Raw genomic sequence first — 12,383 nt, forward strand, 5'->3', positions numbered from 1 at the left:
ATCATCGCCACGCACACTGGGTTCTTCAGAACCTTTCAGCCGCCTGCGCGGCATTGTGCACAGCAATGAGAACCTTCAGGACTCCGGTCGCGTTGATCGCGGCCCTCGCCTTGGCCATGACGGCCTGCTCCACCCCCGAAGCCACGCCGGAAGCCGCACCCCGCGTCAGCGTGGTCGCCGTCGGCCCACAGGTGGTGCAGCGTGACGACGAACTGCCTGGCCGCGTCGCTGCGGTGCGCACCGCGCAGATCCGAGCGCAGGTGGGGGGCATCGTGCAGCGCCGCCTGTTCGAACAGGGCGCCGAAGTGGCCGCCGGCCAGCCTCTTTTCCAGATCGATCCGGCGGCATTCCGCGCCGATGTCGATTCGGCGTTGGCCGCGCTGCAGCGCAGTGAAGCGGCGCTGGGCCGCAGTCGCGTGCAGTCGCAGCGCCTGCACGCCCTGGCTGCCGCGCAGGCGGTCAGCCAGCAGCATCGCGACGACGCCAGTGCCGAGTACGAGCAGGCGCGCGCGGCGGTGAATGAAGCGCGCGCGATCCTGTCCCGTCGCCAGCTCGACCTGCGCTATGCGACGGTCAGCGCACCGATTGCCGGCCGTATCGATCAGGCATTGGTCACCGAAGGTGCGCTGGTGGGCGTGGCCGATGCCGAGCCGATGGCGGTGGTGCAGCAGATCGACCAGGTCTACGTGGACGTGCGCCAGCCGGCGGCGCAGCTGGAGTCGCTGCAGCGCAGTGCCGCCGGTGGTGGCGAGCTGCCGGTGACGATCATCGGTGCCGCCGGCAAGCCGCTGCCCGAGCGCGGCCAGCTGCTGTTCTCCGGCATCAATGTCGATGCACGCACCGGCGATGTGATCCTGCGCATCCTGGTCGACAACCCGCAGCGCCAGCTGTTGCCCGGCATGTACGTGCGCGCGAAGGTGCCACGCGGTGCCCCGGCCAGTGCACTGACCGTGCCGCAGCAGGCCGTGCTGCGCAGTGCTGGCGGCCAGGCCTACGCCTGGGTGATCGGCGCCGACGGCAAGGCGGTGATCCGCACGCTGGAGGTGGACGGCAGCGTTGATCGCCAGTGGCTGGTGCGTACCGGCCTGAAGGCGGGCGAGAAGGTGGTGGTCGAGGGCCAGGAGCGCCTGCAGGAAGGCGTGGTGGTCGATGCGCGCGACTGGCAGAGGCCGGTCGCCAGCGCCGGTGCGATGCAGGCCGGCAGCAAGGGCTGAGCCTTTCCCGGGCCGGTCCCTCCAGGGAAATCCAACATGGCACGTTTCTTCATCGATCGCCCGGTGTTCGCCTGGGTGCTGGCGATCTTCATCATCCTGGCCGGCGTGTTGGCGATTCCGCGGCTCGCCGTGGAGCGCTATCCGGCGGTTGCGCCGCCGAGCGTCAGCATCTATGCCAGCTACCCGGGTGCCAGCCCGCAGACGCTGAACGATGCGGTGGTCGGCCTGATCGAGCGCGAGCTGTCCAGCGTCAAGCACCTGTTGTACTTCGAATCGTCGGTGGACACCTCCGGTGAAGCCTCGATCACCGCCACCTTCAAGCCCGGCACCAATCCGGAGCTGGCGCAGGTGGACGTGCAGAACCGGATCAAGGCGATCGAGCCGCGCCTGCCGCGCAGCGTGCGCCAGAACGGCCTGTTCGTGGAGGCCGCCGATTCCGGCTTCCTGATGCTGGTCGGCCTGCGTTCGCCGGACGCCAGCGTCAGCGAGGCCGCGCTGGGCGATTTCATGGCGCGCAACATCATCGAAGAGCTGCGCCGCATCGATGGCGTCGGCCGCGTGCAGCTGTTCGGTGCCGAGCAGGCGATGCGCGTGTGGCTGGCCCCGACCCGGTTGACCGGCTACGGCCTGACCATGGGGGATGTGGCCACCGCCATCGAGCAGCAGAACCTGGAGATCTCGCCGGGACGCATTGGTGATTCGCCGGGTGTTCCAGGCCAGCGCATCACCGTGCCGCTCAGCGCCGAGGGCCAGTTGTCCACGCCGGAACAGTTCGCCGCCATCGTGCTGCGTGCCGGGGCCGACGGTTCACGGGTGGTGCTGGGCGATGTCGCCCGCGTTGAACTGGGCGCGCAGAGCTATGCCTGGGGTACCCGCGAGGACGGCCATCCGGCCACCGCCGCCGGCGTGCAGCTGCGCCCGGGCGCGAATGCGGTGCGCACCGCGTCGGCGGTGCGTGAGCGCATGGCCGAACTGGCGCCACTGCTGCCGCGCGGCGTGGAATCGAGCATTCCGTTCGACACCGCACCGTTCGTCAAGATCTCGATCCAGAAGGTGGTACAGACGCTGCTTGAGGCGATGCTGCTGGTGTTCGCGGTGATGTACCTGTTCCTGCAGAACTGGCGCTACACGCTGATTCCGGCGCTGGTCGCACCGATCGCGCTGCTCGGCACCTTCGCGGTGATGCTGGCGCTGGGTTTCTCGATCAACGTGCTGACCATGTTCGGCATGGTGCTGGCGATCGGCATCATCGTCGACGACGCGATCGTGGTGGTCGAGGGCGTGGAACGGATCATGGCCGAGGAGGGCCTGCCGCCGCGCGAGGCGACCATCAAGGCGATGCGCGAGCTGACCGGTGCGGTGATCGGCATCACCCTGGTGCTGACCGCTGTGTTCATTCCGATGGCCTTGGCCAGCGGCTCGGTGGGCGCGATCTACCGCCAGTTCACCGTGGCGATGGCAGTGTCGATCCTGTTCTCGGCGCTGCTGGCATTGAGTCTGACGCCGGCGCTGTGCGCGACCCTGCTGCGCCCGAACACCCATGGCCACCATGGTCGGGGCGGGCTGTTCGGTGCCTTCAATCGTGGCTTCGAGAAGATGACCGGGCGCTACCAGCGTGGCGTGGCCTCCGTGCTGCGGCGAAGCGGGCGGGTGATGGGCGTGTTCGCCGCACTGGTAGTGGCGCTGCTGCTGGGCCTGCACTGGCTGCCGGGCGCGTTCCTGCCGGAGGAGGACCAGGGCTATTTCATGACCTCGATCCAGCTGCCGGCCGAAGCCACCGCCGAACGCACGCTGGCCGTGGTCGAAGCCTACGAACGGCATGTGGCCTCGCGCCCAGGCATCGGCTCCAACCAGTCGATCCTTGGCTACAGCTTCTCTGGCTCCGGCCCGAGCGCGGCGCTGACCTACACCATGCTGAAGGACTGGGGCGAGCGCGCAGGCGCCACCGCGGCCGGCGAGGTGGAGGCCGCGCAGAAGGCGATGTCCACGATTGCCGAGGGCGAGGTGATGAGCGTGATGCCGCCGGCGATCGACAGCCTGGGCCGTTCGTCCGGGTTCTCGCTCGCCCTGCAGGCGCGCACCGGGCAGAGCCAGGCCGAGCTGCGCGCGGCCCTGCAGCAGCTGCTGAAGCTGGCCGAGGCCAGCCCGCTGCTGTCCGAGGTGCATGCCGATGGCCTGCCTGCAGGCACCAGCGTGCGGCTGGACATCGACCGCGCCAAGGCCGAGGCGATGGGCGTGGGTTTCGGTGACATCAGCAGCACGCTGTCGGCGGCGATGGGCTCGCAGTACGTCAATGACTTCCCCAACAAGGGCCGGTTGCAGCAGGTGATCCTGCAGGCCGACGCGCCGCACCGCATGGAACTGGAGGACGTGCTGAAGCTGTACGTGCGCAACAGCGAGGGCGGCATGGTGGCGCTGTCCGAACTGGTGACCCCGCACTGGACCGAGGCGCCGCTGCAGCTGCAGCGCTACCTCGGCTTCCCGGCGCTGAACCTGTCCGGCGCCCCGGCCTCCGGGGTGTCGACCGGCCAGGCCATGGCGGAGATGGAGCGGCTGGCCGAAAAACTGCCGTCCGGCTTCGCCCTGCAGTGGACCAGCCAGTCGCTGCAGGAGCGTGAGTCGGGCGCGCAGGCGCCGTGGCTGCTGCTGTTGTCGATGCTGGTGGTGTTCCTGGTGCTGGCGGCACTGTACGAGAGCTGGTCGATTCCGCTGGCGGTGATGCTGGTGGTGCCCTTGGGCCTGCTCGGTGCGGTCGCCGCCGTGTTGTTGCGCGGCATGCCCAACGACGTGTTCTTCAAGGTCGGCATGATCACCGTGATCGGGCTGTCGGCGAAGAACGCGATCCTCATCGTCGAGTTCGCGCGGCAGCTGCAGCAGCAGGGGCGCGGCCTGGTTGAAGCAGCGCTGGAGGCGGCGCGACTGCGCCTGCGGCCGATCGTGATGACCTCGCTGGCGTTCGCGCTGGGCGTGGTGCCGCTGATGCTGGCGCAGGGCGCGTCGAAGGAAACCCAGCAGGCGATCGGAACCGGCGTGTTCGGCGGCATGGTCAGTGCGACCGTGCTGGCGGTGTTCTTCGTGCCGGTCTTCTATGTTGTGGTGCAGGGCGCGCGGCAGTGGATCGCGCAACGCCTGCGCAGGCGCCGGCCGATGCCGGAAGGATCCGTGGATGGAACGGGATATCGTTGAAGACCTGCATGAGCGGCAGCTGGCAGTGCTGGAACAGCGCCTGCGGCAGGCATTGCTGGAAGACGACCACGATGTGCTGACCGCGCTGGTATCGCCGGCCTTGTTCATGATGGACGGGCAGGGCGGGCGCATGCTCGATCTGCCCTGGCTGGGCGACTGGCTGGCCGGGAACCTGCAGGTGCGAAGCCTGCAGTCGTACGCGGTGGAAACGCTGCTGTGTGGCCGTCTGGCGTTGCTCTCCAGCGACGTGCGATTGGCGGTGTGCCGGCACGGCCGGGAGAGCGAATTGAAACTGCGCCTGCTGCGGGTCTGGACCTGCAGTTCCGGCGGCAGCGGCGCGCAGCTGCTGTCCATGGCGGTACTGGCTGCATGAGTGCGGTCAGGCCGCTTTCAGGCCCCGCTCACCGACAGGTGGTAGGGTCGAGCCTCTCTGTAGTGTCGACAAGGAGTCGAGCCATGCGTGTAGTTCCCAGTCTGTTGGCAGCCTCCCTCGGGTTGGTGCTGGCCGCGTGCCAGCCGGCCCAGCCGCCCGCCGCGAGCGGCAGTGATGCCGCGCCGCCGGCGGCGCCCGAACCGGCTGCCAGCACCGGCGCCGGTACCGGCAGCGAGACCACGTACCAGTGCGGTGATCTGAGCGTGCGCGCGACCTTCAATGGCGAGGATGCGGCGACGGTAGTGATCGGCGACCGTACCTTCGCCATGACCTCCGAGCGTGCGGGGTCGGGCGCGAAGTATGGTGATGGCCAGGGCAACAGCTTCTGGACCAAGGGTAGCGATGACGGCCTGTTGAGCCTGAAGGGCGAAGCCGATCGCGAGTGCCATGCGGTGGAAGCCACTGAAGGCGATGGCAGTGCCGGCAATGCCGCGTTCCGTGCCACCGGCAACGAGCCGGGGTGGCTTGCGGTCGTTGATGGCGACACGCCGGGCCTGCAGGTGGAAGTCGACTATGGCGAGCGCCGCTTCGATGTGGCCAAGCCCACCGAAGGCGCTGACGGCTGGAGTGGCAAGGCGTCCGACGGTACCGACGTCAAGCTCAGCTTCCAGCGCACCAGCTGCCAGGATGACATGAGTGGCGAGGCATTCGATGCCAAGGTGAACCTGACCATCGGCACCCGCCAGTACCACGGTTGTGGCAACTTCGGCGCGAAGCAGCCGTAAGCTCTCTGTAGAGCCGAGCCCACGCTCGGCTGCTGTGTGCGTTGGGCAGGCACTGCAGCCGAGCGTGGGCTCGGCTCTACACAACCGTTGTCGCCGATGATCCGTCCGCTGCCTGCGGCGAACACGCCGCAAGCAGGGACAGGCAGGCGATCAGCGCGAGGCGCTTAGTCGGCACGGCCAGCGAATTCGCCGGTGGCGGTGTTCACCAGCACGCGCTCGCCGTTGACGATGTACTCCGGCACCATGATCTCGATGCCGGTGTTGAGCTTGGCCGGCTTCGGGCGCTTGGTGGCGGTGCCGCCCTTCAGTTCCGGCGGCGTCTCGATCACTTCCAGCACCACCGAGGCAGGCAGCTGGATCGCCACCGGCTGCTCGTCGATCACCTGCACGTAGATGCCGGTCAGGCCGTCGGTGATGTAGCCGGCGTCGTCGCCGATCACGTCCGCGTCCAGGGTGTACGGGGTGTAGTCCTCGTCATCGAGGAACACGAAGGCATCGCCATCCTTGTACGAATAGGTGGACTGGCGGCGCAGCAGTTCGACCTCGACCAGGTTGTCGTCGGCATCGAAGCTGGCGTCGAGCTTGTTGCCGCCCGGCACGCTGTACATGATGAAGCGGAAGCGGACGTTGCCGCCGCGACCCTGCGGCGAGCTGCGCTCGATGTCGCGGATCTGGTACACGCCGTTGTTGTACTCGACGACGTTGCCCTTCTTGATGTCGTTGGCTTTCATGGTGATCTAGGTCGTTGGGGGAGGGCGCCGTCCCGGCGCCCGGGGGAATCACTTCGGAGCGAGGCGGGTAGCGCCGTCCAGGCGGATGGTCTCGCCATTGAGGTAGGTGTTGCCGAGGATGAAGCCGACCAGGCTGGCGAAGTCTTCCGGCTTGCCCAGGCGCGACGGGAACGGGATCGAGGCGGCCAGCGACTGCTGCACGGCCTCGGGCATGCCGTCCACCATCGGCGTCCAGAACACGCCTGGAGCAATCGTATTGACGCGGATGCCGAAGCGCGACAGTTCGCGCGCCATCGGCAGCGTCATCGACACCACGCCGCCCTTGCTGGCGGCATACGCGGCCTGGCCGATCTGGCCTTCATAGGCGGCGATGCTGGCGGTGTTGATGATCACGCCGCGCTCGCCGTCGGTGCCGGCCTCGTTGTGCTGCATGCGGTTGGCCGCGGCCTTTGCAACGTTGAAGCTGCCGACCAGGTTGACCATCACCGTGCCCTGGAAGCCGGCCAGCGGCATCGGGCCTTCCTTGCCCAGCACGCGGCCGGCGCCGAGGATGCCGGCGCAGTTCATCGCCACGTTCAGGCCGCCGAGGAAATCGTGGGCCTGGTCGATGGCTGCCGAGACGGCGGCTTCATCACTGACGTTGACGTTGAAATAGCGGGCCTTGTCGGCACCCAGATCGGCAACGGCGGAGGCGCCCTTGTCGTCGTTGAGGTCGAACAGGGCCACCTTGCCGCCCTGGGCGACGAGGTGCTGGGCCACGGCCAGGCCGAGGCCGGAGACGCCGCCAGTGATCACGGCACGTACGGAAGACAGCTGCATTGCACGGTCCTGCAGGTTCGAGAACCGCCGATTCTAACGGAAGCCGCGACCGCCGCTGTTGTGCACTGCGCCGCCGCTGCAGGGCGGCGCAGCGCAGCGGTCAGCCGGCGGCGGCCAGTGCCTGGCCGGTGCGGCTGGCGGTGGCGCGGCCGAGCAGGCCGGCCAGCCAGCGGCCGGTCTCGGCCAATGCCGGCAGGTCCACGCCGCTGTCCAGGCCCAGGCCCTGCAGCAGGTAGACCACGTCCTCGCTGGCGACGTTGCCGCTGGCGCCCTTGGCATACGGGCAGCCACCGGCGCCAGACACCGCGCTGTCGACCACGCGCACGCCTTCTTCCAGGCAGGTGGCGATGTTGGCGATGGCCTGGCCATAGGTGTCGTGGAAGTGCACGGCCAGTGCCGCCATCGGAATCTCGGCGGCAACCGCCTGCAGCATCGCCCGTGCCTTGCGCGGGGTGCCGACGCCGATGGTGTCGCCCAGCGAGATTTCGTAACAGCCCATCTGGTGCAGGGCACGCGCCACCCGCACCACGTCGGCCAGTGGCACCTCGCCCTGGTAGGGGCAGCCGAGCACGGTGGAGACATAGCCGCGCACGCGCACGCCATCGGCGGCGGCGCGGCGCAGGATCGGCTCGAACCGGGCCAGCGATTCGTCGATGCCGGCATTGGTGTTGGTGCGGTTGAACGCCTCGGACGCTGCGGTGAACACCGCCACTTCCTCCACGCCCACCGCACGGGCGCGGTCGTAGCCCTGTTCGTTCGGCACCAGCACCGGGTAGTGGATGCCGGGCCGGCGCTGGATGCCGGCGTAGACCTCGGCGGCATCGGCCAGCTGCGGGATCCACTTCGGGCTGACGAAGCTGGTCGCCTCGATGCTGCGCAGGCCGGTGGCCGACAGGCGGTTGATCAGTTCGATCTTGTCGACGGTGGACACCGACTGCTTTTCGTTCTGCAGGCCGTCACGCGGGCCGACCTCGACGATGCGGACGTAGTCGCTCATGCGGCTACCTCGTCGGCGGGGCGATGGCAGACCGCCTCGATGTTGTTGCCGTCCGGGTCGAGCACGAAGGCGCCGTAGTAGTCGGGGTGGTACCACGGGCGCAGGCCCGGCGCGCCGTTGTCGCGGCCACCGGCGGCGAGGGCGGCGGCATGGAAGGCATCCACCTGGTTGCGGCTGGCGCAGGCGAAGGCCACGTGCACGCCGTGGCTCGCGGTACCGCCATTGCCGAGCCAGAAGAACGGCTTGCCGTCGCTGCCAAAGCCGATGTGGTCGTGCGCGCCGGTCTGTTCGGCGGTCACTTCCATCACCACGCCGATCTGCAGCGGCGCCAGTGCCTGCAGGAAGAAGGTCTTGCTGCGCGCCAGGTCGGCGCTGGTCAAACCAAGATGATCGAGCATGTTCAGGCTTCCGTGACCCAGTGGGGCGCGCGCTTGTCGAGGAAGGCGCCCAGGCCTTCCTGGCCCTCGGCGGACACCCGCAGGCGCGCGATCAAGGCGGCATTATCGCGATCCAGGGCGTCGCGGTCATGGCTGTCGCGGACCTGCCGCACAAGCTGCTTGGCGGTGGACGAGGCGATCGGGCCGGCCTTGTCGAGCAGGGCCAGTTGGCGCTCCAGTGCTTCATCCAGGCGTTCCGGCTCGACCAGCTGATGGACCAGGCCGATGCGCAGCGCTGTCTCGGCGTCGAAATGCTCGCCGGTAGCGAACCAGCGCCGGGCCTGGCGCGGGCCGATGGCCTCGATCACGTAGGGCGAGATCACCGCCGGCAGCAGGCCCAGGCGACTTTCGGTCAGGCCGAAGCGCGCCGAGCTGCTGGCGATGGCGATGTCGCAGCAGGCGACCAGGCCGACGCCGCCACCGAAGGCCGCGCCATGGACCCGGGCCAGGGTCGGTTTGGGCAGCTCGTCCAGGGTGCGCATCAGCCGCGCCAGGGCCAGCGAGTCCTCGCGGTTGTCGGCCTCGCTGGCGGCGGCCATGCCGCGCATCCACTGCATGTCGGCGCCGGCCGAGAAGGAGGCGCCGTTGCCGGCGACCACCACGGCGCGGACCGAATCATCGCGGCCGGCGGCTTCCAGTGCGGCGGTCAGCCGGGCGATCAGGCTGGCGTCAAAGGCGTTGTGCAGCTCCGGCCGGTTCAGCCAGAGGGTGAGGACGGCGCCACGGCGCTCGATCTGCAAAGCATCGTTCATGGGATTCCAGGGTCACTCCATACCTGTATGGATCATAGCGGGCCATTGGTCATGGGCCATGACGCGACGCGGGAATGTTAGAATCGAGAACCATTTACATCCAGCAGAGAACACGCTAGATGACGCTGTCCGAACTGCCGCTGCACACCTCGGCCGTGGTCGAGTCCGTGCAGGACCTGCATGCCAACGATGCCATTGCCCGTCGCCTGCGCGAGCTGGGTTTCGTGAAGGGCGAGGAAGTGCGCCTGGTGGCCAAGGGCCCGGTGGGCGGCGAGCCGCTGCTGGTGCAGGTCGGGTTCACCCGGTTCGCGCTGCGGATCAGTGAAGCCAAGCGCGTCGTGGTCGACGCCGCCAGCCAGGAACGACGCGCATGACCGCTACCACCGCCACCGCCCCCCTGCGCATCGCGCTGGTCGGTAACCCCAACAGCGGCAAGACCGCGCTGTTCAACCAGCTGACCGGCAGCCGCCAGAAGGTCGCCAACTATACCGGCGTCACCGTCGAGCGCAAGGAAGGCCGCCTGCGCGCGCCGTCCGGCCGCGAGTTCGCCGTGCTTGACCTGCCGGGCGCCTACAGCCTGCATCCGGCCAGCCTGGACGAGGCGATCACCCGTGACCTGTGCCGGGGCTTCTACCCGGGCGAGGCCGCACCGGACGTGCTGCTGTGCGTGATCGACGCCACCAACCTGCGCCTGCACCTGCGTTTCGCGCTGGAACTGCGCGAGCTGGGCAAGCCGATGGTGGTGGCCCTGAACATGGTCGATGCGGCCCAGCGCCGCGGCATCCAGGTGGATGTGGCCGCGCTGGAGCGCGAACTGGGCGTGCCGGTGGTGGAAACCGTGGCGGTGCGCAAGCAGGGTGCCAAGGCCCTGGTCGAGCGCCTCGATGCGATGGTGCCGCACCTGGATGCGCCGGTGCCGGGCCCGGAAGGTGGCATCGACTATCACGCCAAGGTGCGCGAGATCCTGTCGGTGGCCGTGCGCATGCCGGCGCGGACCGCGAAGATCGACGACGCGCTGGACCGCTGGCTGCTGCACCCGGTGTTCGGCCTGATCAGCCTGGCGGTGGTGATGTTCCTGATCTTCCAGGCGGTGTACGCCTGGGCGACGCCGCTGATGGACGCCATCGAGGCCGGTTTCGCCTGGCTCGGTGCCTTCGTTGGCAGCGTGCTGCCGGAGGGCCCGCTGGCCAGCCTGCTGACCGACGGCATCATCGCCGGTGTCGGTGGCGTGGTGGTGTTCCTGCCGCAGATCCTGATCCTGTTCTTCTTCATCCTGGTGCTGGAAGAGTCCGGCTACCTGCCGCGAGCAGCATTCCTGCTCGACCGCATGATGGCCGCCGCCGGCCTGTCCGGTCGCTCGTTCATCCCGCTGCTGTCCAGCTTCGCCTGCGCGGTGCCGGGCATCATGTCCACGCGCAGCATCCAGGACCCGCGTGACCGCCTGGCCACGATCCTGGTCGCGCCGTTGATGACCTGTTCGGCGCGGCTGCCCGTGTATGCGCTGCTGATCGGTGCGTTCATTCCGCAGAAGACGGTGTGGGGCGTGTTCAACCAGCAGGGCCTGGTGCTGTTCGGCCTGTATGCGGCCGGCATTCTCAGTGCGCTGGCGATGTCGTGGATCATGAAGAAGTGGCGCCGCGACAAGAGCGAGCACCCGCTGATGCTGGAGCTGCCGTCGTACCGCCTGCCGCATGTGCGCGACCTGGCGGTCGGCCTGTACGAGCGCGGCATGATCTTCCTCAAGCGCGTTGGCGGCATCATCCTGGCGCTGACCATCCTGCTGTGGGTGCTGCTGTCGTTCCCGGCGGCCCCGGCTGGCGCCACCATGCCGGCCATCGACTACAGCTACGCCGGCCAGATCGGCCATGCGATGGCGGTATTCTTTGCACCGCTGGGGTTCAACTGGCAGATCTGCATCGCGCTGATTCCGGGCCTGGCCGCGCGCGAAGTGGCAGTGTCCTCGCTGGCCACCGTGTACGCGCTGTCGGCGGCCGATGACGATGCCGCCAGCCAGGCGCTTACCCCGCTGATCAGCGACGGCTGGTCGCTGGCCACCGCGCTGTCGCTGCTGGTCTGGTACATCTACGCCCCGATGTGCATCTCGACGCTGGCCACCATCAAGCGTGAGACCAATTCGTGGAAGACGATGGCCTTCTCGGCGTTCTACCTGTTTGCTGCGGCCTACGTGGCGGCGCTGATCACCTACCAGGTGACCAAGGCGCTGGGAGGCGGCTGATGGATGCCGGCCTGCTGCTGCAGTACCTGATCATCGCGGTGGCCGTGCTGGTCAGTGCCTGGGTGGTGCTGAAGAAGCAGTTCCCCGGCACCGTGCGCAAGCTGCGCGGGGCGCTGGCGCTGGCCCTGCTGAAGCCGGGCCGCGCTGCCTGGCTGCAGGCGCTGGGTAGGAACATCGCGCCGCCGGCCACGGGCGGTGGTGGTGCCTGTGGCGGTTGCGACAGCTGCGGGCCGACCAAGAAGTAGCATCGAGCCATGCTCGACTGCGGCCGCCCTGTGGGTGCGAACCTTTGCCCTGTGGGTGCGAACCTTGGTTCGCACGCTCCCCGGGTTCAGACCTCTCTGCGGATGAGCGCGCGGAAGTTCCCGTCCTGATTCAATCGCCGCACCGACTCGCGGTTTCCATGGGTTGCCGCGAAGCCCGCCACGTCGGCAAGGGCACCGAGCAGCAGGCATTTCATCCCATCGCGATTGCCGGCCTCCAGCAGATCATCCAGATCCTGCTGGATAAAAGCCCGGCGCAGGCCCGGCGTCTCTTCGATCCGCCAGTCGACATGGGGCGTGGGAATGCTGGAGCGGTACCTGAACGCGGTTTCAAGGTCGTCAGGCGCAAGGGGATACGCGAGCAGTTCTGGAAAGTAGAGCCCGGCATTCACATAGAAGCCCCGGCTTTCGCTGGCGCGTTGGTGATTGACGACAAGCAGGGCGGCATCCAGCAAGCGGTAGCGGGTCGTCGACGTGCCGGCAAAGCCGGTCTTCCTGGCGCACTTGCTGAAGACAGTCGAGGATTTCATGGGCTTTGCCTGGGCCGGAAGAGGGGTCCACAGCCTTGAGGCGCAGTGCCTGGCGGTCAA

13 protein-coding genes are annotated in these 12,383 nt (G+C 68.2%); 7 read left to right on the forward strand and 6 right to left on the reverse strand.

Annotated elements, in window-relative coordinates:
* Positions 1-65 precede the first annotated feature (65 nt).
* The 4 genes from SriyCCGPB3_RS09775 to SriyCCGPB3_RS09790 all read left to right on the forward strand — a co-directional run bounded on the left by SriyCCGPB3_RS09775 (position 66) and on the right by SriyCCGPB3_RS09790 (position 5,558).
* Positions 66-1,214 carry an efflux RND transporter periplasmic adaptor subunit gene (locus SriyCCGPB3_RS09775; RefSeq protein ID WP_049444827.1) on the forward strand — a complete coding sequence of 383 codons (1,149 nt, stop codon included), beginning with the start codon at positions 66-68 and terminating at the stop codon, positions 1,212-1,214.
* A gap of 36 nt (positions 1,215-1,250) precedes the next feature.
* Complete coding sequence (locus SriyCCGPB3_RS09780; RefSeq protein ID WP_350260232.1) at positions 1,251-4,400, forward strand: multidrug efflux RND transporter permease subunit; 3,150 nt, start codon at positions 1,251-1,253, stop codon at positions 4,398-4,400.
* Positions 4,381-4,773, forward strand: coding sequence for a nuclear transport factor 2 family protein (locus SriyCCGPB3_RS09785; protein ID WP_180855128.1), 393 nt, complete (start codon positions 4,381-4,383; stop codon positions 4,771-4,773). The genes SriyCCGPB3_RS09780 and SriyCCGPB3_RS09785 overlap by 20 nt, the downstream gene beginning before the upstream one ends.
* 83 nt (positions 4,774-4,856) lie before the next feature.
* Positions 4,857-5,558, forward strand: coding sequence for a COG3650 family protein (locus SriyCCGPB3_RS09790; protein ID WP_110712156.1), 702 nt, complete (start codon positions 4,857-4,859; stop codon positions 5,556-5,558).
* Between the two features lie 164 nt (positions 5,559-5,722).
* On the opposite strand, the gene yeiP is transcribed toward SriyCCGPB3_RS09790, so the two are convergent.
* From yeiP to SriyCCGPB3_RS09815, 5 genes are all read right to left on the reverse strand, one after another.
* Positions 5,723-6,289: an elongation factor P-like protein YeiP gene (gene yeiP, locus SriyCCGPB3_RS09795; protein ID WP_005409468.1), complete on the reverse strand. Its 567-nt coding sequence runs from the start codon at positions 6,287-6,289 to the stop codon at positions 5,723-5,725.
* A gap of 48 nt (positions 6,290-6,337) precedes the next feature.
* Positions 6,338-7,108 carry an SDR family oxidoreductase gene (locus tag SriyCCGPB3_RS09800; protein ID WP_049400131.1) on the reverse strand — a complete coding sequence of 257 codons (771 nt, stop codon included), beginning with the start codon at positions 7,106-7,108 and terminating at the stop codon, positions 6,338-6,340.
* A gap of 100 nt (positions 7,109-7,208) precedes the next feature.
* Positions 7,209-8,105, reverse strand: coding sequence for a hydroxymethylglutaryl-CoA lyase (locus SriyCCGPB3_RS09805; protein WP_180855129.1), 897 nt, complete (start codon positions 8,103-8,105; stop codon positions 7,209-7,211).
* Entirely contained in the window at positions 8,102-8,503 is a 402-nt protein-coding gene (locus SriyCCGPB3_RS09810) for a VOC family protein (RefSeq protein WP_164162652.1), read from the reverse strand. The genes SriyCCGPB3_RS09805 and SriyCCGPB3_RS09810 overlap by 4 nt, the downstream gene beginning before the upstream one ends.
* A gap of 2 nt (positions 8,504-8,505) precedes the next feature.
* The gene (locus SriyCCGPB3_RS09815) at positions 8,506-9,294 is read right to left on the reverse strand and encodes an enoyl-CoA hydratase/isomerase family protein (RefSeq protein ID WP_350260233.1); all 789 of its coding nucleotides are present in this window, start codon (positions 9,292-9,294) and stop codon (positions 8,506-8,508) included.
* A 119-nt stretch (positions 9,295-9,413) separates the two neighbouring features.
* Here SriyCCGPB3_RS09815 and SriyCCGPB3_RS09820 point away from each other — a divergent pair, with 119 nt between their 5' ends.
* Genes SriyCCGPB3_RS09820 through SriyCCGPB3_RS09830 form a run of 3 tightly spaced genes read left to right on the forward strand, consistent with a single transcriptional unit; the run spans position 9,414 to position 11,775 of the window.
* Positions 9,414-9,668, forward strand: coding sequence for a FeoA family protein (locus SriyCCGPB3_RS09820; protein ID WP_005409473.1), 255 nt, complete (start codon positions 9,414-9,416; stop codon positions 9,666-9,668).
* A complete protein-coding gene (feoB, locus tag SriyCCGPB3_RS09825; RefSeq protein ID WP_350260234.1) occupies positions 9,665-11,530 on the forward strand; it encodes a ferrous iron transport protein B in 1,866 nt (621 codons plus the stop codon). The genes SriyCCGPB3_RS09820 and feoB overlap by 4 nt, the downstream gene beginning before the upstream one ends.
* Positions 11,530-11,775, forward strand: a complete 246-nt coding sequence (locus SriyCCGPB3_RS09830; protein WP_180855134.1) for a DUF6587 family protein — start codon at positions 11,530-11,532, stop codon at positions 11,773-11,775. The genes feoB and SriyCCGPB3_RS09830 overlap by 1 nt, the downstream gene beginning before the upstream one ends.
* 86 nt (positions 11,776-11,861) lie before the next feature.
* On the opposite strand, the gene SriyCCGPB3_RS09835 is transcribed toward SriyCCGPB3_RS09830, so the two are convergent.
* Positions 11,862-12,323 (reverse strand): DUF4304 domain-containing protein, encoded by a 462-nt coding sequence (locus SriyCCGPB3_RS09835; protein WP_153854898.1) that lies wholly within the window; start codon positions 12,321-12,323, stop codon positions 11,862-11,864.
* Positions 12,324-12,383 lie beyond the last annotated feature (60 nt).

This window comes from Stenotrophomonas riyadhensis, assembly GCF_040256885.1.
Lineage (GTDB): Bacteria > Pseudomonadota > Gammaproteobacteria > Xanthomonadales > Xanthomonadaceae > Stenotrophomonas > Stenotrophomonas riyadhensis.